This is a genomic window from Mesobacillus maritimus, from assembly GCF_019749255.1.
Lineage (GTDB): Bacteria > Bacillota > Bacilli > Bacillales > Cytobacillaceae > Mesobacillus_B > Mesobacillus_B maritimus_A.
Genome location: NZ_JACWFH010000032.1, coordinates 12,649 through 39,048, shown reverse-complemented (window position 1 = coordinate 39,048; position 26,400 = coordinate 12,649). Strand labels below are relative to the sequence as shown.

At 40.8% G+C, this 26,400-nt stretch carries 22 protein-coding genes; 4 read left to right on the top strand and 18 right to left on the bottom strand.

Translation table 11 applies throughout. The annotated features are described in order from the left end of the window. Window positions 1-217: 217 nt before the first annotated feature. The 12 genes from H0185_RS20575 to H0185_RS20520 form a co-directional block, all read right to left on the bottom strand. Window positions 218-523, bottom strand: coding sequence for a WXG100 family type VII secretion target (locus H0185_RS20575; RefSeq protein WP_221875380.1), 306 nt, complete (start codon window positions 521-523; stop codon window positions 218-220). A 14-nt stretch (window positions 524-537) separates the two neighbouring features. Beyond that, window positions 538-843, bottom strand: a complete 306-nt coding sequence (locus H0185_RS20570; protein WP_221875379.1) for a WXG100 family type VII secretion target — start codon at window positions 841-843, stop codon at window positions 538-540. A gap of 206 nt (window positions 844-1,049) precedes the next feature. Next, complete coding sequence (locus H0185_RS20565) at window positions 1,050-1,277, bottom strand: hypothetical protein (RefSeq protein ID WP_221875378.1); 228 nt, start codon at window positions 1,275-1,277, stop codon at window positions 1,050-1,052. An 18-nt stretch (window positions 1,278-1,295) separates the two neighbouring features. Continuing rightward, window positions 1,296-2,936, bottom strand: a complete 1,641-nt coding sequence (locus tag H0185_RS20560) for an Mbeg1-like protein (protein ID WP_221875377.1) — start codon at window positions 2,934-2,936, stop codon at window positions 1,296-1,298. Window positions 2,937-2,938: 2 nt separating this feature from the next. Further along, window positions 2,939-3,679 carry a hypothetical protein gene (locus H0185_RS20555; protein WP_221875376.1) on the bottom strand — a complete coding sequence of 247 codons (741 nt, stop codon included), beginning with the start codon at window positions 3,677-3,679 and terminating at the stop codon, window positions 2,939-2,941. Between the two features lie 217 nt (window positions 3,680-3,896). Further along, a complete protein-coding gene (locus H0185_RS20550; RefSeq protein WP_221875375.1) occupies window positions 3,897-4,202 on the bottom strand; it encodes a WXG100 family type VII secretion target in 306 nt (101 codons plus the stop codon). A gap of 18 nt (window positions 4,203-4,220) precedes the next feature. Continuing rightward, window positions 4,221-4,523: a WXG100 family type VII secretion target gene (locus tag H0185_RS20545; RefSeq protein ID WP_221875374.1), complete on the bottom strand. Its 303-nt coding sequence runs from the start codon at window positions 4,521-4,523 to the stop codon at window positions 4,221-4,223. Window positions 4,524-4,588: 65 nt separating this feature from the next. Then, on the bottom strand, window positions 4,589-4,840 hold the full coding sequence (locus tag H0185_RS20540) for a methyltransferase (protein ID WP_221875373.1): 252 nt from the start codon (window positions 4,838-4,840) through the stop codon (window positions 4,589-4,591). After that, window positions 4,833-9,425, bottom strand: coding sequence for a type VII secretion protein EssC (gene essC, locus H0185_RS20535; RefSeq protein WP_221875372.1), 4,593 nt, complete (start codon window positions 9,423-9,425; stop codon window positions 4,833-4,835). Before essC ends, H0185_RS20540 begins: the two co-directional genes overlap by 8 nt. A gap of 581 nt (window positions 9,426-10,006) precedes the next feature. Further along, window positions 10,007-10,729 carry a hypothetical protein gene (locus H0185_RS20530; RefSeq protein ID WP_221875371.1) on the bottom strand — a complete coding sequence of 241 codons (723 nt, stop codon included), beginning with the start codon at window positions 10,727-10,729 and terminating at the stop codon, window positions 10,007-10,009. A 146-nt stretch (window positions 10,730-10,875) separates the two neighbouring features. Beyond that, a complete protein-coding gene (gene ftsZ, locus H0185_RS20525; RefSeq protein ID WP_221875370.1) occupies window positions 10,876-12,045 on the bottom strand; it encodes a cell division protein FtsZ in 1,170 nt (389 codons plus the stop codon). 374 nt (window positions 12,046-12,419) lie between these two features. After that, entirely contained in the window at window positions 12,420-13,919 is a 1,500-nt protein-coding gene (locus tag H0185_RS20520) for a flotillin family protein (RefSeq protein WP_221875369.1), read from the bottom strand. A gap of 281 nt (window positions 13,920-14,200) precedes the next feature. Between H0185_RS20520 and H0185_RS20515 the strand changes: the two genes are divergently transcribed. Further along, on the top strand, window positions 14,201-14,617 hold the full coding sequence (locus tag H0185_RS20515) for a hypothetical protein (protein WP_221875368.1): 417 nt from the start codon (window positions 14,201-14,203) through the stop codon (window positions 14,615-14,617). Between the two features lie 127 nt (window positions 14,618-14,744). On the opposite strand, the gene H0185_RS20510 is transcribed toward H0185_RS20515, so the two are convergent. From H0185_RS20510 to galE, 3 genes are all read right to left on the bottom strand, one after another. Further along, entirely contained in the window at window positions 14,745-15,233 is a 489-nt protein-coding gene (locus tag H0185_RS20510; RefSeq protein WP_221875367.1) for a hypothetical protein, read from the bottom strand. Between the two features lie 490 nt (window positions 15,234-15,723). Then, window positions 15,724-16,188, bottom strand: coding sequence for a BsuPI-related putative proteinase inhibitor (locus tag H0185_RS20505; RefSeq protein WP_221875366.1), 465 nt, complete (start codon window positions 16,186-16,188; stop codon window positions 15,724-15,726). A gap of 229 nt (window positions 16,189-16,417) precedes the next feature. Beyond that, a complete protein-coding gene (galE, locus tag H0185_RS20500; RefSeq protein ID WP_221875365.1) occupies window positions 16,418-17,434 on the bottom strand; it encodes a UDP-glucose 4-epimerase GalE in 1,017 nt (338 codons plus the stop codon). 224 nt (window positions 17,435-17,658) lie between these two features. Between galE and H0185_RS20495 the strand changes: the two genes are divergently transcribed. Then, window positions 17,659-18,582, top strand: coding sequence for an oxidoreductase (locus tag H0185_RS20495; protein WP_221875364.1), 924 nt, complete (start codon window positions 17,659-17,661; stop codon window positions 18,580-18,582). A 500-nt stretch (window positions 18,583-19,082) separates the two neighbouring features. Here the strand turns inward: H0185_RS20495 and H0185_RS20490 are convergent, their stop codons facing one another. Then, a complete protein-coding gene (locus H0185_RS20490; RefSeq protein ID WP_221875363.1) occupies window positions 19,083-19,385 on the bottom strand; it encodes an EthD family reductase in 303 nt (100 codons plus the stop codon). A gap of 283 nt (window positions 19,386-19,668) precedes the next feature. On the opposite strand from H0185_RS20490, the gene H0185_RS20485 reads away from it, so the two are divergent. Further along, window positions 19,669-20,322 carry a DsbA family oxidoreductase gene (locus H0185_RS20485; protein ID WP_221875381.1) on the top strand — a complete coding sequence of 218 codons (654 nt, stop codon included), beginning with the start codon at window positions 19,669-19,671 and terminating at the stop codon, window positions 20,320-20,322. 89 nt (window positions 20,323-20,411) lie between these two features. Here H0185_RS20485 and H0185_RS20480 read toward each other — a convergent pair whose 3' ends face one another. After that, window positions 20,412-22,811: a phosphoketolase family protein gene (locus H0185_RS20480; protein WP_221875362.1), complete on the bottom strand. Its 2,400-nt coding sequence runs from the start codon at window positions 22,809-22,811 to the stop codon at window positions 20,412-20,414. Between the two features lie 717 nt (window positions 22,812-23,528). On the opposite strand from H0185_RS20480, the gene H0185_RS20475 reads away from it, so the two are divergent. Beyond that, the gene (locus tag H0185_RS20475) at window positions 23,529-24,506 is read left to right on the top strand and encodes a glycoside hydrolase family 43 protein (RefSeq protein WP_221875361.1); all 978 of its coding nucleotides are present in this window, start codon (window positions 23,529-23,531) and stop codon (window positions 24,504-24,506) included. Between the two features lie 75 nt (window positions 24,507-24,581). Here the strand turns inward: H0185_RS20475 and H0185_RS20470 are convergent, their stop codons facing one another. Next, complete coding sequence (locus H0185_RS20470; RefSeq protein ID WP_246629326.1) at window positions 24,582-26,399, bottom strand: YhgE/Pip domain-containing protein; 1,818 nt, start codon at window positions 26,397-26,399, stop codon at window positions 24,582-24,584. Between the last annotated feature and the right edge of the window lies 1 nt (window position 26,400).

The following is a 26,400-nucleotide window of genomic DNA, read 5'->3' as shown; positions in this document are numbered from 1 at the left end:
CTTGCTTCTCTGCCGTTTTGGTGCGCTATGAACCTTTCATACAGCACTTTTTCTTGCTTCTCTGCCGTTTTGGTGCGCTATGAACCTTTCATGCAGCACTCTTTCTGCCATCATTAACAGGCTCATCGTTTCACCACTCTTATTCAGTCTACCGTTTCTCCCTAGACTACAATGATCCCTATTCGTTGTTTGTGCACCACTTAGAATAAAAGATGCTTTACAAACTATTCGCCCGATCAATGGCATTTTTCTGGGCCTTTTTATATTGATCGGCTACATATCGTAACGTTTCGGCGTAATCCTCAAGGGACTTCTTTAAAGCAGTGGCTGTTGAGGAAGCATCGTCAAGCTCATTCCATTTCGTTTGGTAAGTTTGAAAGTCCTGACCCTGCCAGCCTGCGCCAAGTGTTGCGACCGCTTGATTTGCCGCCGACATCTTTTGTTTTTGCTTTGCCACATAATCCTCTAAAGCGGATGCAGCCTGTTCAAACTCCGTATAATCCACATCAATGAACGAACTCATTAGGCTCCCTCCCCCTATTTAAAAGCATCTGCTAAACTTTTATTTCCGGTTTCCGTTGTGTCATACGCAACCGAAACTTGCTTCTTTAGGAAGTTCGAATAGTCCTGCATTACCATGTAGCGACCTTCCTTATAGTTGTTTTTTATCGAAAAGAAATGGCCAATGACTCCATCTGAAGCTTTGCTATTCCATCTGCCATTTAAACGTTGAATCGCATTCTCAAGCTGCTCGAACTCTTGATCAAGCTCTTTATTCAACTTTGAAATCTGATCAGCCGCCGTGACAACCTTCGTAGTGTCAACCACAATCTTATTCGCCATAGCTACTACCTCCTACTAGTCAGTCTTTTGCCATTTTCTTTTCTAGACTCTTTTCTCAAACATTGTTATTTTGGATACAAAGTAGAATGGAAACAGCTTTGTTTTACTGCAAAAGACCTTATTAATTACGAGAAAAGAGCTTGCAAACTTACTATAACGTACAAAATAGCTTACCTTGCGTTAAAATCGGCATTAGGATTTTAACATCAACTTTTACCCTTGCCGCTCTTTTCTAAAAAAGCTTCAGAGAGATTCGAAGGGTTTACTCTGTTTAAAGCTCTCCTCGCTCGCTCGCATTCTTCAATAAATTCGCGAATCCGTGCCGCTGCTCTTTCACTACCGATTCCTTCAAAGTCATTTCGGAGTCCGGCTTCAATACTCTCAAGCTCTCCGATAATACTCGATAACTCTGACTTCACACTCCCTAAACCCATGCCGTACTCCCCCCTACTCTATATCGTCATGATTCGTCCTTCAGCACCATCAAAATCGGATGCAGTATCCTCCAAATAGTTGATAACTTTATTGATTTGGCCTTTAGTCGGTAAATTCTCCGCTATAGCTAGATTGATAATATCGAGAAAGCCCTCTGTTAAATAAAGCATATTTAAATTAGAATCCACAGATGAGATACGCGAAGAAACAGATTCTAAACGACTAGCGTAATTTCGCAGTTTATAGGTGTCCACCCTAATATGTGAAGAAGCAACCGCTTTTGGGATTCCTCCAAAAAGATTACTTAAGCCGGCAACCATTGCTTTAAAACCTGATGCTAGCAAACTTCCAAACTCTGCTAACTGCTTCCCTGTCCATTTTGCAAAACTTGCAACAGCTTCAGCTAATTGTGAAAGTACTTGCGGGATTATAACGGTAATTACATGACCCACAAAGGCCTCCACCGCTTCAATGGCGTCCATAATGAATTCATAGGCGATAACTGAGGCGACGAAAACAACCCCAATCGTTAAAGCCGTCAACGCCATCTGCGCAAGCGGGACGGCAGCTGCTACCAAAGCAATAGGCCCGACCTTCACCAATAAGGCAGCAAGTCCGACGCCTAGAGTTGTCACAATCCCTTTCCCTACAGAGGTTAAGTTCCCATTTTCATCCACCAATGCATCCTTAACCCACCAAGCAGCTGTGGTGAGTCCAACTAATGCCTTCGTCATAAGCGAAGCACCTAAAGGACCGGTTAAGCGATCAATTCCTTGGGTAAAAGGAGTTAAGATTGCTGCAAGGGCCGTTTGTCTTCCTTCGACAATCTTGCCATTTTCATCAAAATGAACATTTTCTGTTCCATGCTGAACAGCACCTTTTCCAATTAAATCGGCAAACATATAATCGACTCCAGGTACCTTTTGAAGCAAGCCACCTACTAGAGATTGTTCAATATGATCCATTTGTACATTTTCTGTTGCTAGTTGAATATGATCCCGATGCTCATCAAGATACTCTTGCGCAAAGCCAGGACCATCATAGCTGATGGTTCTTTCGAGTCGGTCGATTACGCCAATTTCTGCGGCATAAAACGTACCGTGCTCGGCAAGATTGCCCCCTAAAGAGTGCCCAGCAAAGGTGATATCATTGTATTTTTCGAAATAGCCTTCTGCTTTTAATTCATCTAAAAATGCGTTCACATCTTGTTGTTGTTCGGTAAGTTGACCTTCTAGTAAAGCGATGTCTGCATTTAGCCAATCTTGATGGATGTTTTGTAGCTCAGTTGGTGCCTCACTTCCGCGGAATGTGACGACCAATCCTTCCCCCGTATCAATAACAACACCATAAAAGCCTGACTGCCCCTCATTGTTTTGGTCATAAGTTTTGACCACTTTCCAATCAAGTGCCTCAGGAGACATGCGATTGATCTTTCCAGCATCTAAACTGATGATGTTATCTCCAAACGTATCCTTGCCATCAACCAATCCATCAAAATATTCCTGAGGATAGCAGGCTCCGTCAGCAGGAAATTGAAATAAATCCTTTACCGCATGTGGTCCCTTGCCGTAAGACATTGGCATATGCTCATTTAAGAGACCTAAGTCTAAATACGCAAGATCTGTAGCGAATTTTAAATCCTGGTCAGATAAGGCCATCCCTACTCACCATCCTCATTCGATCCATTAGAGCCGGCTTCGAAAACATGAAAACCTTTTTCATCGATATAGACTTTCATTTCATTTACCACGTTATAATCTGAAAACCATGTGTCCGAAACCTCTGCTAGTTGTTGGTATTCAGCTGAGACCTTTTCATATTCGTCTTCTGCAATCACATGAATTTGGACTTGGAAGGTAGTATTCAAACCTGCCTGATACACAGCCTGCAAGGCATGTTCAAACTGCTCTGCTTTTAAATCTGGTGTTTCCTTCACGATCATATCAGCAGAAAAATAACCCGGTTTATAGGTTTTCACATACTCTTCTAAGGTGATATCTGGATTTTTCTCAGCAGAGCTATTTGCCTTCATAATGACAGCAAGCGTTTCGCTTTCAATTCCTGTTGCTTGTAATTCCTGCTTTAAAATTTGATTTAAAGAATGGCTAATGATTCGAGGGATATAACTATCTGCAACAAGCTCGCCATCCTTACTCATTACCGCCTTAAATGAAATCTTTTCATTGTCCGCAGGATGTACATAGGTTGTTACGGTATCATTGGTTGCCGTTCCATAACGACCACCAATGCTTCTGACTGTAAATTCTTGACCATATTTATCTTCTAATAAATTTTCCACATCTGCCGCTTGATTTTTATCACTATCACTGCAACCTAACAAGCTAAAAATCGATACCGCCATGAGTATGCCACTCACCTTTTTTCGTAAATTCTTAACCATAAAATAATCCCTACTTTCACCGAGAAAAGTAGAAGCGCAATGCCTACAGGCGACAGTCATAAAACATACTTATAACCCAAGCTCCTAAGCACAGCAGCTTGACAATTCTCAAAGTCAAAACTGATTAAAAAACAAAATCTATTTCCACCCACAATGGAGTTGTTTTCAAAATTAGACTAAAGGCGATGAAATTTCATCACCTTTAGATAGAATAATCTTATTTAAAAGCGTCTGCTAAGTTCGTGTTGGCACTTTCGGTTTCAAAGTAGTTTTGTTCAACATTCATACGAAGAAATTTTACATAGCTATCAAGAATATCGTGGTAGTTCTGGAAGTACTTTGCTGCAAACTCGTCAAAAGAAGCAATCGTTGCTTGAGCAGCTTCTCCATCCCATGTGTTTGTAAGGTTTTGAAGCGTTTTTTGACTATTTTTAAGTTCTTCACTTAATTGATTGTTTAGTCCTTCAATGGTTGTTGCAATGTCAGCCACCTGGGCCGTATTAACTTTAATATGTCCAGCCATTTCCTACACTCCCCTCAATTAGTTCGATAATTTTCTTACTTGAACAGTATTATTTTCTTGTGTGTTCACATAGTTAGTTCTTTGTTGCTCAAGAGCTTGACTCGCCGTTTGAAGCTTATTAGCCATGTTTTTCAAATCATCATTAAACCCATTGATTTGGTCCACAAACGCCAAGTTGTCCTCTCCCTCCCATGCTTCTCCCATTGTTCCAGCCGCTTGCATAAGCTGGGTATAAATTCCTGTGTACGTTTCTGATAACTGTGCTAGTTTCTTAGAAGCTGCATCTAGTTCTTGAGGTGTTACGCGAATTCTTTTCCCCATTGTTCATTCTCCTCTCAAATTGTTTTCTCGGTCCCATCTAAATAGGTTTAAATGGGAGGGTATATTTATATCAGCATGAGCTTAGAACCGTTTTGAATGCCCAGTTCTGCAACAGCCATGTTAATATTGAAAATAATTCCAGATTCAGCATCACATAAAACCGCATCTGGGGTTGCTTTGTATGTTCCATGCGATAAATCACTAAGCAAGGATGAAACCAACGTTAGGACCTCACTCATCTGACTATCTAATGGAATGTAAACATCATAGCTTTCATCCGCAGCAGGAAGAAAAATTTCAACAAGTACTTTATTCATCGTTGTCCTCATTCTCCTTTTCTGTGTTTAAGAGCTTAACCTTTACACTCTTGCCTTTTTGAAGGACAAAGCCAAACTCTGCACTCATGTCCTCACGCATTTCTGCACTCGTTTTAGTTGGCTTAAGCTGATATTGCTCGGTAATGCCGCCGCCTACCCAAATGCCATCACCACTACTTATTTGTTGCTTGTACCATTTATCAAAGGTAACGCTAGATAAATTCTTAGACTGCTCTGCAAAGATGATTGTCATCTTATACTTTGCGTCTCCCTTTTCGAGGATTAATCCAAGCTTTTGGGCGCCTTCGCTAGAAAGAGCATTTTTCAAGGCAACAACCGAATTGATGACGATGACTTTTGGTTCAAAGTCTTCAACCTCAATCCCCTGTTCAAGCGCCTCTTTATAGGTGTTATTGCGATAAACCACTAAGTCAAACAAAGCGGAGATCGCATTCTCAAATTCTTTTACAGTGGAGTAATACGTTACTCCCTTGTTATTTTTACCAAGGTATTCTTGCTGGGCATCAAACACCGTAACATCTCCCACGCAGTGTTGAGCCAATAACCTGGATAAGTCATGAGTGAATGATTGATGTTCATTGCCCGCAGAAAGTACCATATGGATGTACGCTTTATCGAAAGGATAATAATGAACATTTAATGTACTCTTTTCGACCCCAATTGGAACGAGTAAGGCTCGGTTGGCATTTACATATTCAGACAAGAATTCAAGATCAACCTGTTCTGGTAAAATCGGAATTTTCTTGGCCCCTTGGCCTTTCCAACCTTCCTGTAAGTTCATTGCCACTTCCTGGATGAACCGGTAAGGCACTGGTGCATCCGTGATATTCGCCACCTGGAATTCGTAAAGGTCATCTCGCTTTACTAGACCTCTTCCTTTGAACTTTGAAGGGAATAATCCTTCTGTTTTTCCAACAACAGTGCTGTAGTCATTTTCATCATTTAATTGCAGAACCAACTGTTGCTTAAAGTTCTGGAGCAGGCGGAACCTTACTGCACCGATACCAAGTGCTGTTAACACAAAATAAACACCGTACTTTGTGCCTTCCCTTGATAAGAAGGACACAGCAGCTTCTTTTTCCTCATAAATCTCCGTAAATGCCGCATAGTTATTGATGGCAACGACAATATTCGGCACTTTTTCACCTGTTGCTGCCATATAGGAGGCATGGTCACCGCCGTAGTCCGCAAATTTCTTCTTCCTTCTCTCTACTTCCCGTTGAAGCATTTTAAACAAATTGCTAACCTTCTCACTTTCATATGACAGGATCACATCCCCAACATGAGGGGCTTTCGCGAAGGCCCGGAGCGTTTCAGACGCAAAGTCTAACAAATAAAGATTCACTTCCTCAGGCGTGTGCTCATGTAACAGTGAATAGATCATTGTGTTTAAGAATGTCGTTTTCCCACTGCCGGCAACGCCATACACTATTGTGTTCCCTTCTTCTGTAAGCGGCAGACGCAACAAACATTGTCTTTGCCGTTCAGGATCGTCATATTCACCAATAACTGGGTTCAAGGTAAACGAATTGGTATTCCGCACTATATGTTTCTTTTTAACCTCATCTAAGAGAATCATCGCTGGAATTGGCTCTAACCAAAGCGGTCGAATGTTAATTTGTTCTTCCTCGGCAATTTGGCTGAGGTAATCTGTGATGACGTCCATCTGTTTTTTCGGGTTGGCAAACAGAGTTTTCTTTTTATCCATCTTTGCTTGTTTCATTGGACGTCCATTGCGGTCAATTACCACAACGCTATGGTCCTTTTCAACGACCACTTTATCGGATGGATAATACGGCGCCCCTGCCCAAGCAGACTGTCCCATTTCAAACAACTCGTTATAGCCAACTTGGAGATAAAAGCGCCCGGTATCGGTAAGCTCAGCAGCATCTGGTCGCTTGAGCATGTCCATACTATCCGCACGTTCTTGAACTTTAAGACTGACCCGAAATTTACTATTGCTCCAAATTTGATCATCAACGACTCCACTTGGCTTCTGTGTTGCTAAAATTAAGTGAACACCTAAGCTACGACCAATCCGGGCCGCACTGATTAGCTGTGCCATGAACTCTGGCTGCTGGGTTTTTAGCTCAGCAAACTCATCTGAGATGATAAATAAATGCTGCAAAGGCTCATGAACTGCCCCTTCACGGAAAAGCTTCTGATATTTATAGATATCAATATTGCTCTCGCCCACAAGTTTACTCGCTTCAGCAAACAGAGCTTGGCGGCGCTTCAATTCACTTTCAATTGAGATTAGAGATCGTTTTATCGCTGCACCATCTAAATTTGTAATGATGCCCGCCGTATGTGGCAGCTTCTCAAACGACTTCGCCATGCCGCCACCTTTGTAGTCGATTAAAATAAATGCCACTTCATTTGGATGGTAGTTCACAGCTAAAGATAAGATGTACGTGATGATAAACTCACTTTTTCCTGATCCTGTCATCCCTGCAACCAACCCATGCGGGCCATGAAACTTTTCATGTAAATCTAACTTAAACAGCTCTCCTAACGTATCCACACCCACCGGGGCTTCTAGTGATTTCGTTGGGTCATTATCATTCCACCGGGTAAGGGCATTTAAATGCTCAACCTTTCCAACACCAAACATCTCTAGGAACGTAACCATTTGCGGTAGGTTGAAGGAATTTTCTGCTGTATCGAGTTGAACGTTCGCTAGCTTCACGCTTAATTCATTGGGATTGTGGTGTAAATAGATGTCCGGTTCAAACGAGATCGTTTTCCCGGTAATATCACTTTTATCAAACAATTTACCTGTTGTTTCATCAAGGTCGACAACCATGGTACATTCCTTCGGTAGGCTTTTAAGCTCATTGTAAAAGGTAAGGACACTGATATGGATATTCTTCTTCTTCGCATAGACCTTCTTCAGCATCTCTGCACGTATCCCTAATTCCTTGCTTAGTGAAAACACAATATAATAAGGCTTAACATCTTCCATTTCGTTTTCATTCGTGAGTGAACGTACTTCGATTTCCTTTTCGATGTAAGCCGAAACTTCTTTTACTTCGTTACTATTGGTCCCGATAAAGCGAAACTTGTTATCTTCGCTCCACACATGTGGCAACCACTTTGTAAACTGGAATTGCTCCTCTTCCTGCTGATCATAAAGAAAGACCATTTTCACTTCATCGTAACTGTATAAAGCTGCTAGTTGAAAAATGAGTCCTTTTGCAAACTCAACGGTCTGTTTGCGGTCGCCAATGACACCAGATATGTAATTTTCATAGAGAGATAACGTAATAGGTATATCTTTTAGTACTTTAGGAGACTCGCTTAAGGTGTACAATTCCTCCTGTAAGTTGTCATCATCAATGGAAAACTTCTTTTCAGAGTAGCGAATATCGGCATCCAACAAGCCATTTCCTGTCCCTACCCTCACCTGTAAGAAGTCATTTTGACCTGGACCACGTTCCCACAGATTTCGATCCACATGTTCAATCCGTTGCACAAGCTCCTCGATTGGAACATGATTTTCTCTTAAGATCTCCTCTTGCTTCTCTGCTTCTTCATTAAAAAGGACGGCAAACTTATTGAGATACTCTTTGTACTTTGCCTGGCGAACCTTTTCCTTTTTACGACGACGTCTCATATCATACTTTTTTGATAAAATCGGCCAGAGAATCGTCCCTAGCAGCATGCTACAAGACATGATAATGGAAGGCATAGCTCTCGAGAAATCGCCATGAGCCATCGCATTATTGACCGCAAAGATTGCTGTTGCCATTGAAGCCATCCCCATTGTCATCGATGGGCCCAACACCAACATAATTGGCGTTTCTTCACCGATTGCGTCTTGTGGAGGAGAGTCAATTTTAAACACCGCTGTCTCGACATCTCGCTTAAACCGCGGCGAGCGGTAGAAGTATTCAGGCTGTGGTGCCTCATATTCATCTTCTTCATGTACTAGTTTTGGTTCTTGATTCACAAACGGCTTTAACACATTCTTTTTAAACGCAACCGTCCCATCTGGGTTATTAAAGGCGATAAAACAGCTACCAACAATCAATTTAAACCCCATGATGTAAATCGTTTCACCTATCCTAAGCTTTGAACGTTTTACCCTTACGCCATTAACGAACGTACCATTTGTACTATCCTGGTCAGTGATGCTCCATTGACCACCACGAAAAGACAGCTTCGCATGGGATGCAGATACAAAACGGTTCGCCAAGACGATATCATTTTGCTCTGCTCTTCCAATGGAGATATCCATATCTTTATCAACGAGATATTTCGTAAAGATTTGGCGGTCATCTGTGCTCGGCTCCGTAAAAACAAATGTTTTCCCATCTTCACCGTCTATTTCTAAATGGTAGATACTTAATGGACTGATAACGGTATTCCGAACAAATTGCCCCTTATTGTCCATCAACTTAACGTGTTTATTAGACTTTAAAATCCACTCACCGTTTAGAGCTTCAATTCCAATCAATTTCTTTGAGGTGTCATGATCATCATGGATCCAAAATTGACCTCTAATTTTTTCAGGTAGAGTAATTGATTGGATTTTTTCTCGATTTAGTAAAGTTACAATCATACTGATTTTCCCCTTGTTGTTTGTCTTACCTAGTCTTGGTCTAGAACCCTTTCCAAAAAGCGAATACCTTATAGGGCAAATTACCTATCTATTATTTATAAGAGGTTTTAAATTTTTCTGTTTCATAAAAGTATTTTTAGGAAAAAAGCAAATCACCTAGGTTAATTCCTAACAAAAAATAGAAATCAGATCTCTTTATTGTTTTATAATGGCACAATGCATAATACTACCCAAAAAACAATAGCCTTTTATTGCGTTTTTTAGGCATATACGACCAAATTCATAACAATCACTTTACCCCATTTGCTTCTCCCTTGTACATATGTCATTTGGAGGAATTTAGGAGAAGGAAACAATCAACCAAGAGGGGGGTAACAGAAGCAATTAGCGTTATTATTCCTGAAGTTTAGACTTTACTTGAGCTCTGTTAACTATGAAGACCTATTAAACTTGTAGCTTAGAACAAAAAAACAGCTACCGCCTATTTGGGGAGCTGTTCCGTTAGATGCTACATATGGGGTTGCTCACATAAAGCATTGACGCAAAAAATCGTAGCGCGGAAACCTGATAAATTTCCAATGTTATGTGTTAGAGCCTACTGTTAAAAAATGATAGCCATTTCCATCCACAACTGCATCGATTTCTTCAATCACATTGTAATTACGGAACCAAGAGCTAGAAACTTCAGGCAGTTGTTTATATTCAGTAAGAGCTTCCTCATACTCTTCGGCTGCAATCTCGCGAATACCGACTTGGAAAGTTGTCTTTAAACCAGCTTGATAAACAGTTTTTAGCGCATCCTCAAAATTCTCACCTGTTACATTTTCATTTTCTTTAACAATCATATGAGCTGAGAAATAACCAGGTTTGTACGTTGTCACATATTCTTCTAACGAAATGTCTGGATTGGTCTCTTTAGAGCTATCTGCCTGCATCACAAATGTGAATGTTTCACTCTCAATCCCCTTATTCTGCAATTCCTGTTGTAAGACCTGATTTAAGGAATCACTTATCATACGAGGAATATAACTATCAGCCACAAGTTTTCCATCCTTCGTCATAACTGCTTTAAACAAAAATGATTCATGATTGATAGGATGTACATAAGTTGTCACAGTATCATTATTTGCCGTTCCATAGCGACCACCAATGCTCTTAACTGTAAATTCTTGACCATACTTTTCTTTTAATAATTTCTCAACATCTGCTGCTTGATGTTTATCTATATTATTACAACCTAGCAGGCTGATAATGGATACGACCACAAAGGTCCAAGAAATTTTTTTAAGTATATTCCTAATCATAATTCCCCCTACTTTCGCCGTGACAATTTACCCTCCACATTAGCCTACCTTTCTATACTTGTCGATATGACATTTGGAGGATTTTAGGAGTCAAAAGAAAAAGGCCCCTATTTAGGGACCCTTTTCTCTACTTTTTAATAACAACTTTATCGTCTTCTACTTCTTTTCCGCAAAAATGCAGGAATATCAAGTGAATCTTCTTGTACCACTGGCTGTTCAGCTTGCTGCTCATATTCTTGCATTTCTTGATATCCATCGTCTTCAGGTTGGTTTTGAATTTGACTTACCTGTGGGCGTTGATTTCGATGATGAGATAATCCTTCGTTTAAAGGGCTCTTCGTGGTTTTTAATGAGGGATCTTCTCCATTATTAAAACCAGTTGCGATGACCGTAACCATAATTTCTTTGGTTAACTTTTCATTGATGACTGACCCAAATATCATATTTAACTGATCGTCCGTGGCTGATGCAACAATATCTGCTGCCTCTTGTACCTCAAATAGACTTAAGTTCGTGCCACCAGTGATGTTCATTAACACCCCTTGAGCTCCATCAATGGATGTTTCAAGTAACGGACTTGAAATCGCCATTTTTGCTGCAGCAACGGCACGACCCTCACCTGATGCAATACCTATGCCCATTAACGCTGTTCCGTTATTAGACATAATCGTTTTCACGTCAGCGAAGTCAAGGTTAATCAAACCCGGTACCGCAATTAAATCGGAAATCCCTTGAACCCCTTGACGAAGAACACTATCCGCCTCGCGGAATGCCTCTAGCATTGGCGTTTTCTTGTCAACGATTTGCAGTAAACGCTCGTTAGGGATAATAATTAACGTGTTAACCGCCTTTTTCATTTCCTCAATCCCAGAAGCCGCATTGACTGCACGTTTCCGTCCTTCAAATGCAAATGGACGCGTGACCACCCCAATGGTTAAAGCACCCAGTTCCCGAGCAATATGGGCAATCGCAGGTGCAGCACCAGTCCCTGTGCCACCGCCCATGCCTGCCGTAACAAACACCATGTCAGCGCCTTGTAGTAATTCTTGGATCTGTGACCTGCTTTCTTCTACGGCCTTGCGACCAATCTCAGGATTTGCGCCTGCACCTAATCCTCTTGTTAAGGTTTCACCAATCTGCATCGTCACATCGGCTTTTGATAGATTTAGAGCCTGTGCGTCTGTATTAACCGCGATAAACTCTACCCCCTGAACCCCATCATCAATCATCCGGTTAACGGCATTGTTCCCACCGCCACCGACTCCAATTACTTTTATCTTCGCAAACTGATCTATGTTTGATTCGAATTCTAGCATAGTTGCTTCTCCCCCTTTATAGTTTATGCCCCTTTAAGTCTCTCATTTTTATCCACGAGTCTATTATATAAACCAATTCGCCATAAATAAGAAAATTTCTTATATTCCAATTGATTTTTAATGTTTGTAATGTTGATGTAATAAAAGGAAACAAGGGAACAGTTCTACCGCTTTCATACTAGCATGAAAGCGGTAGAAGTGTCCCCTTTCTTTGGCACTACAAATAGAAAATACACGAACAACATTTTTGTATAGATCAGAGCAGCATCACTAGAATACTTTGATTCTCTTACTAATTCCTCATCTTTTGTTTCCATAATGAAAAATGGGAAGCCAACCAGTTGCGTTGGGCTTCCCTTTTATAATATAGACACTTAGTTTTCAGAATTAGCGGAACGGTCCTCTTGAGTTGTTTCTACTGTTGGATCTTGAGAAGTTTGCCTCACTTCTGGATAATTGACATGTATGTCGTTCCCTCTGGTTTTTGTCGCATAGGACTTTAGCAATTCGCCAATATCAATCCCCGTCATTTCTTTCAATGGTTCTTGCATATCGACCATGGTCTTTGTAATGCTTCTTCCGTAAGAGGGGATCCCTTGGCCATTGCCAGAATCAATGATTTTGACAGAGTCGATATTATTAAGCGGCTGCGCAATCTTTTCTGCGAAGATAGGAAGCATTTCGATTAGCTTCTCGGTGATAATGACATCGCCGTGTTTTTCCATCGCTTCTGCTAATAGTTTACGAGCTTCAGCTTCTGCCCTACCACGCTCACGAATAACATCAGCTTCGGCAGAACCTTCTTCTCTACGAATTTTTGCTTTTGCTTCCCCGTCGATTTGTGCCTTTCGTGCTTCCGCTTCCGCTTTACGAGTGGTTTCATAATACTCAGCGTCCGCCTTTGTTTTACGTACCTTGCTTTCTTCTTCCTCTAACTTAACCGCACGTTCGCGTTCTAAGAATTTAAGGCGTAATTCCTCTTCTTTTACTTCTTTTGATAGTTTTGCTCTTTCTAGCTCATAAGACTGCTCTGATTTCGCACGAGCACGTTCTGTTTCTTCTTTAAAAGCAGCATCCTGTAGATCCTTTTCCTTTTTCGATTCAGCTACAGCGATTTGGCGTTTATATTCTTCCTCTTTAGCTTCTTGCTCATTTTTCGCTCGGTGAATACGCGTTTCACGCTCGCTATCGGCTTCAGCGATTTCAGCACGCTTACGAACTTCAGCAATCCGTGGGCGACCAAGGTTTTCTAAATAGCCATTTTCTTCATCTGCATCACGAATATCCGTAAGACCTAATGACGTGATTTTGAAGCCCATTAAATCTAATTGCTTTTGGGCAATTTCCGAAACATCATGATTAAATTTCTCACGATCACTATTAATATCCTCAACCGTCATCTTCGAAAGAATCGCACGCAAGTTACTTCCAAGGACTTCGATGATTTCAGCTTCAATCTCATCTTGCTTTTTTCCTAAAAACTGTTCAGCATAGTTAGCAATTCCATTTAAAGTATCAGCGACCTTGACCATTGCAACCGCATCCGCAACAATTGGCACCCCACCATTGGTATATACTCTCGGCGTTGAAAGCTTTAATTGAAATGAAGTTAAGTTAACAGGTGTAGAGGTTTGGAATCGTTTTAGAAGATATCCGCCACCTCGGATGATTTTCATCGAACGTCCCTCTGAATCTGTAAAAATATTGGTCTCTTTTTCTGGATCCCCTAACTTAGGTCCAGTGATAATCAACGCTTCATTAGACTTCGCGGTCCGGTAACGAATACGCACCCAAAAGAAATACCCGATCCCTGCAAGAGCAGCAACAATTAAAATAGGAATTAAAATAAACATTACACCAAGAAATCCTGCCATTCGCTCTATTCCCCCTAAATATGTGGGACAGAGGGACAGGTACACCGTCCCACTTGTAGCAAGAAAGGACAAGCTTTCCTGTCCCTCTGCCCAACTAAATATTTTTAAGATATATAACTAGTTACAATAGGTAATACGATTACAGTAACACAAAGTTTCATAAAATTCGAATTAGCGGGAATTGATTACTCGAAAGGAACACGTCGGGCATTATGAAGGAAACTCATGACCAATGACGAATTGAATAGTATAGGACAATATTGTTAGTGGAGGGGGATACCATGAGCCCATCAAGAAGTAGTTTTCTGTATCTTTCTGATCTAGAAATATTGGAGGATATGAAGAGAGCAGGGATTGCACTAGATGCTGTCGAGAGAATCGTGATAAGCAGGAAGCACACAAAAAAAGATGAGCCTAACCAAGTTCCAGGTTATATTGAAGAAACTTGTTGTCATGAATGTGGGGAAAAGGTCAAATCTCAGGAAGTGGTTGTTCTCGATTCACTCTTTTATCTTCGGCATCAACAGTGCAATCAAGAAACTGAGAACTCGACAAAGGGTGTCGGTAGCTACAACGATATAGCCACTAGGTTTGGGGTTTTTAGAAGGAAAGATGGGGGTTACCCTGTTACCGACAGTACGACTCATAATAAAGAAATGATTGAAATGGAATCTGAAAATATAGTTCAACCACTATAAAAGAGTTGGTAAAATCCAGGAGCAAAAATTAGCACCTTGTCCGCATAGGAGTATTAAAAATAAAAGGCACAAAGCTCGTGTGCCTTTTCGTATTTTTATGCCCTTTAAAAAGAGCAGGTCCCCAGCTTCACCCAAGATGACCTTCAAGCAACTCCTTAAAGAGTGTATTTAAATCCCGGGTTTTCTGATTCTTTAGCCATTCTACTTGATTAATAGGCAGTGTTAATTTTAATGTGATTTTTTCGTTTGGCATCTCTACTTTTCTAATGTCTTCTAACGTGATGCCTGTTTCAATATCGGGAAACTCAGAGTCACTTTCGTTCACGATATGTAAACCTGGATATTCCTCAGGGTCTTCAATGTCACAATATAAGTTGAGTTGGGGAAGCCCACCTGGTAAGGTTCTTAAATGCATGATAGAGCTCATGATTCGACCATCTTCCATTTCGACCTCAATGATTAGTTGTTCCTCAGCTTTATACCGATTGACCACCACTTCACTGACGATCACATCCAACTGCAAGGTATAACACATACTAGATTCAAAGATATAAAGGGCGCTGTTAAAAATATGAATGCTCTCGCCGTCCACTTTCACTGACTTTACGGTAACCAAGTTCCTCCCCCCTTCACTGTCTCTTCTTTATATAAGCTGTTTAGGTATATGTTTCTTCTGGGATTTCTCCTCATCTATTTATTATAAAGAAATCCCTACTCTATTAAAACCATTTTAGGAACACAGCGCACAGCCGTGCTGATTCTCCGTTTAAACGATTAGGAAACCACAAGATACTAGGGATTTCCTATGTACACCGTTAAATATAATTTTAAATTCACCTTATGAAGGAAGCGTTTCTCAACCAAGTAAATTACCTAGTAAATGGGACTAGCGATTATAGAATGATACTAATAAAACTTGTAAAATAAAAGAAAGGGACGACCCGTGCTAGCTAAAAGGTAGCACGAAGTCAGTCCCTTTCCTTTTACAGACTATTTTTTACTTGGACCTAACCAAGTTGTTTTCATGACCGCTTCATAATGAGCATTTTTTCTTATATCATTACCATTCAGTCAGCATTGGTCTCTATGAAATCCTTAGAAGCTGTCTATTCCACCGTAAACTCCTTTGTCGCCTCGTATTTTTGTCCATCCTTCGGCGTCAGCCAAACAGACAGAACGTACTCACCTTTTTGTAATTCCAGGTCATGTAAGTCGATTTTATAGTTCAGTGATTCTCCTTGCTTGACTGTCTCCTCTCCAATAACCTGTAGGAATGACGCAACACTTGAGAACAAGAAAACCTCCTTGCCATCCTTTGTTTGGACTGAATAGTCAAATCTCTGGGCGCTTGGAAAATCAAACTTCATTTCTTCTTCTGTTTGATTTTTAACCTCATACTGAAATACAAACGGACTTTGTTCCGTTACACTTGCTTCCATGTCTCCTGCCACAATTCCACTTCCTTCTGCTTCTACCTTAGGATCCGGTTCATTGCTTAGTGGTTCACCTTTTGTCCCACATCCTGCAACAAACATTACACATAGGAGCAATACCAACCATAGTTTTCTCATTATATTCAACCCCATTTCTGGTCATTTGCTTTTTTCATATATAGCTTTCATTATATAAGTCGTAAACAACTCCTAAACGTTTCATCCAAAAAGTGGTAGGAACAATTCCCTTTTTTACAAAGGCTGTTTTCTTAAAATTAGTTGTTATCCTCAAAAAGATGCAGGATATCTTAGAGTGCTCATAAAAAAAAGGAAGCAAAGAACCGCGGTCCCCTGCTTCCTTTCATCATTAGCCTTTTTGATACCCTTCAGGATTGTTTTCCTGCCATCTCCAAGAATCCTGACACATTTCTTCAATTCCTCTTTTTGCCGTCCAGCCTAGTTCAGACTCTGCTTTTGCTGGGTCTGCATAACAAACGCCTACATCTCCTGGTCTTCTAGCAGTGATGCGATGTGGAACCTTTTTGCCGGAGGCTTTCTCAAACGCTGAAACTGTTTGTAAGACACTGTAGCCTGTTCCAGTTCCTAAGTTATAAGCATCGACTCCCTTTGAAGACAAGACTTTCTCTAGTGCTTTTAAATGACCTAATGCCAAGTCAACGACATGGATATAATCACGGACCCCTGTTCCATCTTCGGTTTCATAGTCATTGCCAAACACTTGAAGTTCCTGTAACTTTCCAACTGCAACCTGAGTGATATATGGCATTAAGTTATTTGGAATTCCGTTTGGATCCTCGCCAATTCGGCCACTCTCATGTGCACCAATTGGGTTGAAATAACGCAATAACGCAATGCTCCAGTTTTCATCTGAAACGTGAACATCTCGTAAAATTTCCTCAATCATCAGCTTTGTGCGGCCATAAGGATTTGTTGCACTAAGCGGGAAGTCCTCTGAAATCGGCACCCGGTCTGGCATTCCATAAACCGTTGCAGATGAACTGAAAACAAGGTTCTTTACACCATACTTCTGCATTACCTCACATAGTACCAATGTTCCCGTGATATTATTATGATAATAATGAAGAGGAATCGATACAGATTCTCCGACCGCTTTTAATCCAGCAAAGTGAATAACCGCATCAATTTTATTTGACGCAAACACATCATCCAAGGCATCACGGTCAAGCAAGTCCACCTCGTAAAACTTAAAATCTTTCCCTGTAATATCTTTTACCCGCTTTAAGGATTCAGGTTTACTATTTGATAAATTATCCACGATGATAATTTCATAACCAGCGTTTAATAGCTCTACACTTGTGTGGCTACCAATATAACCAGCACCACCTGTTACTAAAATTGACATATGTAAGAGACACCCCTACCTAGTTAAATTTCATTTCCTTATAAACATTGTTTCATGTACCCTTATTATTTTAACCCACTTTCCAAAATTTTTAAATCCAACGATTTTGTGAAGACCATTTTCCTAGCTTCCTTCCAAATTGTCCCCGATACAGATCCATGATATCTTGAAGATGGAAGCTGAAAATCGGTCCGCTGCTTCCGTTAGAGAGGAGATAAGAGTAAATGGTGAATTCGCATGCAGATAGATTAAAAATTGGTTCTTTAACAGGAAAAACTGGCATTATTACTGGGGCTAATAGTGGAATTGGACTGGAGGCTGCGAAAGTTCTGGCTCAAAAGGGAGCTATGGTAGTGATGGCTGTCCGTAACGAAGAAAAGGGACATGCAGCCCGCGAGACCATTTTGAAGATGCACAAAGATGCCAAGATAGAAGTGATGAAGCTCGATTTAGCAGATTTGGCTAGTGTTCGAGCGTTCGCGAAGGACTTTTCAAGTCGGTATACTTCTCTCGACCTATTACTAAACAATGCGGGCGTTATGACGCCACCTTATTCAAAGACAAAGGATGGATTTGAGCTCCAGTTCGGGAGCAATCATCTTGGACATTTTGCCTTAACTGGACTGCTATTGCCTCTCTTAAAAACAACACCACACTCACGAGTAGTGACCGTTAGTAGTTTAGCGCATAGAGGGTCCTCCATTTTATTTGATAACCTGGACGGATCAAAAGGATACAAAGCCATGAAGTTTTATGGCCAAAGCAAGCTAGCAAATCTGATGTTTGCGCAGGAATTGGATAAAAGACTGAAAGAACATGGGATCCAAACCATCAGCCTTGCCTGTCACCCCGGGGTGTCTGCAACCAATTTATTTAAATTTGGGAGAAGTGAAGCTCCTAAATTATTCAAAAGAATGATGAACACTGTTCTCCAGCCTGCTGAAATGGGTGCCCTCCCGACCCTTTACGCTGCAACAGAACCATCTTTAACAGGTGGTGAATATATAGGTCCGAACGGTCGTGGCCGTGTTAGAGGCTACCCTAGCATAGATACACCACATTTCGTCGCAAATGACGAAGAAGCCATGAAAAAACTTTGGGAACTTAGTGAAAGGCTTACAGGAGTGGAGTTTGATTTTACAAAGTAGAGACATGGGGACGTGCCAAAACCACTTAAAAAGTCACTTCATTCTATCGTTTTTATCACCTTGCCTTATGAAGCGGATTTCAGCTTGATTTCATGCTTGATTTCGGTTTCATCGGCTTTATGAAGCGGGTTCCAACTTGATTTCATGCTTGATTTCGGTTTCATCGGCTTTATGAAGCGGGTTCCAACTTGATTTCATGCTTGATTTCAGTTTCATCGGCTTTATGAAGCGGCTATCAAGCGGATTTCCAGCTTTAGTTCGGTTTCATAGCCTGTATGAAGCGGGGGTCATATTGATTCCCTCCTTGATTTCAGATTCATTGGTTTTAGAGTATCTTTCTGTTACTCAGACTACTTTTTCGGCTTCTAAAGTCTTCATCTTCACTGTTTCAGTAGTCTTGAACGTACCTTTAGCTTCTGAAGAAATAAACAAGGAGGGGCACCTCATTCTCGCCCTCTCCTTGTTTAGTATGAAGGAATATCGTTCTCTTCAAAACTTAATTAATCAACAAGTGCCACAACAGGTGGCTTATTTAAATACTGCATAATATTTCTTAAATCACCTTGAACGGCTTGGAACTCAGGTGAGGCTAGTGACTTTGTTAGGATTTCAGGAGTTTCAAACTCTAGCTCCGCGATTAAATAGAGTTGTTGCTCGCTGTTCATCGTTTGCAATACATTGTGAACTACAGCATTCTTCAAATTTGGAACCTTTTCCGCAAGCGGAATATGTACCTCATGGTAATACTTATCAAATCCTTCTTTATCTTTAGGTTGGTCGTACATCACGATCATTTTCGCCATTCTTCTTCCCCCTTAATAAAAGTTTTCAGAATTCTCCTTCTATTATAAGAGACAGGCAATCATTCTAATAGGAAAACCATTCGACAAAAACCGAGGGGAATCTGCCTTGTATTGCTTGATCTATTTTAACCCAAAATTTAACCGCTAGTTCCTGCCTCCCTCCTGCAACCAAATAATTAGTGAAACTAGCAGAGAACAGATATACTATTGAGAGAATTATTTTAATGGAGGGATACAGATGCACATTGAAATGTGGACTGACTTTGCTTGACCATTTTGCTATATTGGCAAGAGGCGTCTGGAGGACGCTCTTAAGAAAATAGATCATCCGATTGAAGTAACGTATCGCTGCTTTGAATTGGACCCAAACACACCACGTGATGTGAACAAAAATATGTATGAAGCCTTAGCTCAAAAATATGGCATGAGTGTGGCGCAAGCGAAAGCCAACACGCAAAACATGGTGAAGATGGCGGAGGAATCTGGATTAGAGTACAACATGGATACCCTTATCCTTACCAACACTTTTGACGCTCACCGTTTGGCGATGTATGCCAAGAAACATGGCTTAATGCAGGAAATGACTGAGCGAATTTTACATGCTTATTTTACCGAATCAAAGCATATCGGTGACCATGAAACCTTAACGGAGTTGGCTGTTGAAGTCGGGTTAGATCGCGAAGCGGTAGCCGCTATGCTTGCAAGTGATGAAATGACGAACGAGGTTCGTGCCGACGAACAAACGGCAAAACAGTATAACATAACAGGGGTACCATTCTACCTGATTAATAAAAAGTACGCCCTAACTGGAGCGCAACCTACCGAAACCTTTGTCCAAGCCCTGAAAAAGGTGATTGCGGAAGACGAGGTCAAGGTATTAAACAACGAGGAAAGCATGTTTTGTGATGATGATGGTTGTGAGATTCCGGAGAAATAAGAAATTATGGTCTAAGTAATAAAGAACCTGTCTAATCCCAATTGCGAGACATTGGACAGGTTCTTTTTATTTATATAATAGAGGTTTTACTAGTTCAAACTCTTCCAAATCCAGTTTTCAACCTCTGGCAAATCCGTGCCTTCATCGCGAATATATTGATGATGCTTGCTTATGATTGCATCCATTTCTTGGGCGATATGTGCGTACTTTTCAGCATCCGGTAAGCTTAAAACAGCTTCCTTAACAAGGTCAAAACGATCCATTTGGTTTAATACACGCATATCAAATGGAGTAGTGATATCCCCATTTTCACGGTAGCCATGAACGTATAGGTTGCGGTTGTTGCGGTCAAAGAAGAAATCGCGAATTAACCCTTCATAGCCATGGAAAGCGAAGATAACGGGTTTATTTTTAGTAAAATAAACATCAAACTCTTGATCAGATAACCCACGTGGATCATGTTTTTGACTTCTAAGTTTTAGTAAATCGACCACATTCACGTAACGAATCTTCAATTCTGGTAGTTTTTCATGCAGAATGGAGATGGCTGCAAGGCTTTCAATGGTTGGCTCTGTCCCAGCAGAAGCAAAAACCACATCTGGTTCGGCCCCTTGATCTGTACTTGCCCAATCAATGATTTTTATCCCCTTATCGACAAGTTCTTTTGCTTCAGCAGCACTGAACCATTGTTCCCGTGGATGTTTAGAAGCAACGATTAAGTTGATTTTTTGACGGTCATTTAATACCTTATCAAAAACGGCCAACAAGGAGTTTGCATCTGCTGGTAAATATTCACGGATAAACTTAGGCTTTTTATCTGCAAGATGTCCTAAAAGACCAGGATCTTGGTGCGTATAGCCGTTATGGTCTTGCTGGAACACTGTGCTTGTCGCAATGACGTTCAAGGATGGAATATCGGCACGCCATGTTTGATCTGTTGCTTTGCGCAACCATTTGAAGTGTTGAGTTAACATGGAGTCAACTACACGTAAAAATGCTTCATAACTAGCAAAGAATCCATGGCGACCTGTAAGCACATAGCCTTCTAATAATCCTTCTGCTTGATGCTCCGATAGTTGAGAATCGATCACACGACCATCGGTTGCTAAGAACTCATCGTTTGGTTCTTTAATACAATCTAGCCACTGACGATTGGTTACTTCAAAAACAGGGCCCATACGGTTTGACATCGTTTCATCTGGTCCAAAGATACGGAAGTTGCGGCTGTCTTCATTAAGTTTAATCACATCGCGAATGTATTTAGCGAGAACAGCCATATCTTGAGCTTTCACTTTACCAGGCTCTGTGTTATCGACCATATAGTCACGATAATCTGGTAAACGCAAGTCTTTAATGAGAAGACCGGCATTTGTGACTGGGTTCATAGCCATGCGCTTTTCGCCTTTTGGTGCGATTTCTGCGATTTCCGGAAGCAAGCGTCCATTTTCATCAAATAACTCTTCTGGACGGTAACTTTGCATCCACTGTATTAACTCGTCTTTGTACTCCATGTTATTTCGGTCAACAGGAATCGGAACCTGGTGGGCACGGAAGGAGTTTTCATTTGGCACTCCGCCCCATTCTTTTGGACCAGTCCACCCTTTAGGTTGACGGAAGATAATCATCGGCCATACCGGACGAGTTGCATCGTTGTTTTCACGAGCATTTTTTTGAATCTCTTGGATACGTTCTGCCGCGTAATCCAATGCTTTCGCCATATCCACATGCATCGTTTTTGGCTCTTCGCCTTCAACAAAGATTGGCTGCCAGCCCATTCCTTCGAAGTATTGTGTTAATTCCAATGTTGTTTTACGAGAAAGGATGGTAGGATTGCTAATTTTGAACCCGTTCAAATCTAAAATTGGTAAAACAGCACCGTCTGTAATAGGGTTGATGAATCGATTTGCAAACCAAGAAGCAGCTAGCGGACCCGTTTCTGCTTCCCCGTCACCAATCACAGCAGCAGCAATCAAATCAGGGTTATCTAAAACAGCACCCGCTGCGTGAGATAGAGAGTATCCTAATTCTCCACCTTCATGAATCGATCCTGGAGTTTCTGGTGCCGCATGGGAAGCGACTCCGCCTGGCGCAGAAAACTGCTTGAATAGTTTTTGCATGCCTTTGATATCCTGAGTAATCTCAGGGTAAATTTCACTATAGCTACCATCGAGATAAGAGTTTGAGACCATAACTTGTCCACCATGCCCTGGTCCCTCGATGTAAAACATATTCAAGTCATATTTATTAATCATTCGGTTTAAGTGAGCATAAATAAAGTTTTGACCAGGAATCGTTCCCCAGTGTCCAATAGGTTTTACTTTTACATCGGAAGCCTTTAGAGGTTCTCTTAGCAAAGGGTTGTCTTTCAAATAAAGCTGCCCAACTGATATATAATTCGCTGCACGCCAGAATGCATCGACTTTAGTTAAATATTCTTTTGATGAGTAATCTACTTCTGTTGCCTTAACTTGGGAATCTACTACTACCATTTCATACACTCCTTTTTATAGGTACTTCTTTTTTGTGAATAGCTTCACATATTTACTATAGGGTTATCATAATCCTTTTTGAGGAGAAATCAATAACACACGTAATATGTTCACAAGTTCTATATAATTTACTGTCAATATGTTGATATCACTGATTTTTCCCACCTTAAAAAGGGATACTTGTGTTATACTTTTTAGTTTGTTTATCCAATGAACAAACTGTTTATTGCGGTAAAGTCAAGGATAACATAGCGGAATTTGTGAGAGGATTATTGGTTTGGTTTGCAAATAGAACTCTATTTGGTGCAAATAGAAGGTGAAGTTCTGCAAATAAACCCAGGGGTTCTGCAAATTGACATCTGAAATGAGTAAATACAATCTTGGTTTGCAAATAGAACCAGGTTTCGTGCAAATAGAAAGGGTAGTTCTACAAATTAACCCTGGGGTTTTGCAAATAGAAACCTGAAATCTGCAAATAACACCTAGTTTTCAGTAAAAAATTTTGATTCTATAAATAACCCATTGTCCTGCAAATACAAAAGTAAATTACGTATAGAAAAGCTCATGCCATCAAAAACTTTATTTAAATGGGTTTCTGATCAAATCTTTTAAAAGTTAGTTTAACCAATGTACAAAGTAACTTGCATCTGTTATACTAAGTGTGTTGTTTCACAAGAAAGCGTTGCCATACTATACTACATTAAATGGAGAATTGATATGACAAATACACCAAAACCTAATGAACCAATCGTAAAGCATATTTTCACAGCAGATCCTTCAGCACATGTTTTTGAAGGCAAACTTTATATTTACCCTTCTCATGACCTTGACCATGATGGTCCTGACAATGACAATGGTGATCAGTATAAAATGGAAGATTACCATGTTCTATCTATGGATGATTTTAATTCACCTGTTGTTGACCACGGGGAAGCTCTTCACGTAAAAGATGTTCCTTGGGCTAGCAAACAAATGTGGGCGCCGGATGCGGCTTTCAAAAATGACACATACTATCTGTTCTTCCCTGCTAGGGATCATGATGGTATTTTTAGAATCGGTGTCGCAACAAGTAAGAGGCCAGAAGGTCCCTTTAAAGCGGAAGAAAACTATATCCCTGGAAGCTACAGCATTGATCCAGCGGTGTTTGTGGATGACGACAACAGAGCATATTGCTACTTTGGCGGCCTTTGGGGCGGACAGTTGGAAAAATGGCAAACAGGTACATTTGTTGAGGATGCAGAAGGTCCTGCTGAATCAGAGCCAGCTCTTGGACCAATCGTTGCGGAACTAAGTGACGACATGCTTACTTTTAAAAGCAAGAAGGAAATTTCAATTGTAGATGAAAATGGTAACCCACTACTTGCTGGGGACACAGAGCGCAGATTCTTCGAAGGCCCTTGGGTTCACAAGTACAATGGCTATTACTATCTTTCCTATTCAACAGGAGACACTCATACCCTTGTGTATGCAATGAGTAAAAATCCAGAAGGACCGTTTGAATTCAAAGGGAAAATTCTTACACCAGTGATTGGTTGGACAACTCACCATTCCATCGTTCAATTCGAGGACAAATGGTACCTATTCTATCATGACGCATCCTTGTCTGGTGGAGTCAACCACAAGCGCAGTGTAAAATTCACTGAGTTAAAGTACAATGAAGACGGTACGATTCAAACAATCGAATATAAAGCATAAAAAAAAGGCTGACGGTCATCGTCAGCCTTTTTCCTATTTTTGGTCTCTAGTAAACTTAGGGAGGGTCACCCCTACTTAAGAAAACAATTCCTTCAATCGTGCCCAGAAGCCTTGTTTTTCTTCTTTCGGCTTTTCAGTTGTTTCTTTTTCTTCTAGTAAAATGCTTTCTGTTTTAATGACAAATTGAACGGAATTGACCTTCTCGTTTTTATCCGAAACGAAGGACACAGCTTCAAAATCAGATTTGTCGTATTCAGAGATCATGCTGTCAATTTCTTCTTTCATTTGGTCAGGTAAATTATTCGTAGATTCATATAAAGTTCCTGTGCCGTTATGAAGCTGACCGACTCCATTTTCTAATTCGTTTGTTCCGCCAGACAAGTCAACGATTCCAGAATGTAGTTGATTATAAGAGCTGGACAATTGGCCAACTCCCTTTGTGTAGCCTACTAATCCTGAATGAAAGGCTTGATAACTAGCGGAAAATTCATCCATTCCCTCTTGTAATTGAGTAATCGAATCTACTACATCTACATTTTCAAGTGCGGAAATGACTGTTTGAACGTTCCCAAGTGTTTTCTCGATTTCCCCAATGGCACCATTCACTTCTGCTAACCGGCCATCCACGGCATCAAAAGCTTCTTTTGCCGAGGCAAAGACGTCTTTAGCCTGATGTGCTGCGGTATAGGTATCGAACAATTGGTCGACTACTTCGCGATCCGCCCCACTCTCATACAAAGCTTCTAAATCAGCCTTAGTAATTTCATATTCTGGTATATTGTTTAACGCCTCTTCCATTTGACGGTAGGCGTCTGAGTAATTATCGCGTAAATAAGCGAATCCCTTTGACATTTCATCGAGACCAGCCGCGATTTCCGGTAGTCTTGCTTGTAACTTTTCGAGCTCTGCTAGATTGATTTGTTCAAAGTTTCCTTTAAGGCTAGAACTAACGGTAGCAAGACCATTATTAATCGCGCTAGAACCTTCTACAAGTTGAGAAGATGCTTGATTGACATCATTCATTCCCTTTTTAAATTGCGCAGAGCCATCACGTAGGCTAGCCACACCGCTGTTCAATTCAGAAACACCGTTCTTTAAATCGCCGACACCATTGTTAATTTGAGCGATGGCATCTGTTAAGGATTTCATCTCTCCTGCCATCTCATCGATATCCGGAACATCAATGCTCATAGACGATGGGACAGCCGCAATTTCAATGCCTGGTAGCTCAAGTTCAGTAACATCTGCCTCAAGGCTCAGTTCGCCGTCTTTCTCAGGCATCACGGTATAGGTAATTTGCTTGTTTTTCCCCGCGTTAGCCACCATGCCTTCCTCGGAAGCCTTGATATTGCGATACATATCAGGATCCAGAGTAAGAGTAACCTGCAAAAGATAGTTTTCGTAAAAGATTGGATCAACCTCTTCATTTGCCGAAGTTTGAATGGTTACTTTAAAGTGTCCATCTTTTCCCGCAAGCTCTGCAGGGGGAACTCGCTTCCCGTCTAGTCGGTACGAAATTCGAATATCCCAAGGTAATGCCTCATCCTTCATATTCCCTTGATAATAAAATTTCCCCTTTGGTGCTGCAAACTCCACCTTGTTGTTTTTAAGTTGAATGTCCGAAAGACTCGTTAAGTTTTTCGAACTCTCATAGGGACCATAGTCAACCAGTTTCCCTTCTTTTATCACATCAAAAATGTTCACCACATAAATTTCCTGTTGAACACCTGTGGGACTAAGCGTCGCATACACGACCTCATCTTTTGAACGATATTGTCCCGGATTCTTTAACGTGTCTTCCTCTTTTTCGTTCTCATTAGCGGAAGCGTGCACCAGAAATGACGGCAAGATCAGGACAAAGGTCATCAGTACTAGAAAAATTCGGTTTCTCATC

Coding starts and splice junctions, on each gene's coding strand:
- H0185_RS20575 (WP_221875380.1), bottom strand. CDS start 523: ATGAGTTCGTTCATTGATGTGGATTATACGGAGTTTGAACAGGCTGCA.
- H0185_RS20570 (WP_221875379.1), bottom strand. CDS start 843: ATGGCGAATAAGATTGTGGTTGACACTACGAAGGTTGTCACGGCGGCT.
- H0185_RS20565 (WP_221875378.1), bottom strand. CDS start 1,277: ATGGGTTTAGGGAGTGTGAAGTCAGAGTTATCGAGTATTATCGGAGAG.
- H0185_RS20560 (WP_221875377.1), bottom strand. CDS start 2,936: ATGGCCTTATCTGACCAGGATTTAAAATTCGCTACAGATCTTGCGTAT.
- H0185_RS20555 (WP_221875376.1), bottom strand. CDS start 3,679: ATGGTTAAGAATTTACGAAAAAAGGTGAGTGGCATACTCATGGCGGTA.
- H0185_RS20550 (WP_221875375.1), bottom strand. CDS start 4,202: ATGGCTGGACATATTAAAGTTAATACGGCCCAGGTGGCTGACATTGCA.
- H0185_RS20545 (WP_221875374.1), bottom strand. CDS start 4,523: ATGGGGAAAAGAATTCGCGTAACACCTCAAGAACTAGATGCAGCTTCT.
- H0185_RS20540 (WP_221875373.1), bottom strand. CDS start 4,840: ATGAATAAAGTACTTGTTGAAATTTTTCTTCCTGCTGCGGATGAAAGC.
- essC (WP_221875372.1), bottom strand. CDS start 9,425: ATGATTGTAACTTTACTAAATCGAGAAAAAATCCAATCAATTACTCTA.
- H0185_RS20530 (WP_221875371.1), bottom strand. CDS start 10,729: ATGATTAGGAATATACTTAAAAAAATTTCTTGGACCTTTGTGGTCGTA.
- ftsZ (WP_221875370.1), bottom strand. CDS start 12,045: ATGCTAGAATTCGAATCAAACATAGATCAGTTTGCGAAGATAAAAGTA.
- H0185_RS20520 (WP_221875369.1), bottom strand. CDS start 13,919: ATGGCAGGATTTCTTGGTGTAATGTTTATTTTAATTCCTATTTTAATT.
- H0185_RS20515 (WP_221875368.1), top strand. CDS start 14,201: ATGAGCCCATCAAGAAGTAGTTTTCTGTATCTTTCTGATCTAGAAATA.
- H0185_RS20505 (WP_221875366.1), bottom strand. CDS start 16,188: ATGAGAAAACTATGGTTGGTATTGCTCCTATGTGTAATGTTTGTTGCA.
- galE (WP_221875365.1), bottom strand. CDS start 17,434: ATGTCAATTTTAGTAACAGGTGGTGCTGGTTATATTGGTAGCCACACA.
- H0185_RS20495 (WP_221875364.1), top strand. CDS start 17,659: ATGGTGAATTCGCATGCAGATAGATTAAAAATTGGTTCTTTAACAGGA.
- H0185_RS20490 (WP_221875363.1), bottom strand. CDS start 19,385: ATGGCGAAAATGATCGTGATGTACGACCAACCTAAAGATAAAGAAGGA.
- H0185_RS20480 (WP_221875362.1), bottom strand. CDS start 22,811: ATGGTAGTAGTAGATTCCCAAGTTAAGGCAACAGAAGTAGATTACTCA.
- H0185_RS20475 (WP_221875361.1), top strand. CDS start 23,529: ATGACAAATACACCAAAACCTAATGAACCAATCGTAAAGCATATTTTC.
- H0185_RS20470 (WP_246629326.1), bottom strand. CDS start 26,399: ATGAGAAACCGAATTTTTCTAGTACTGATGACCTTTGTCCTGATCTTG.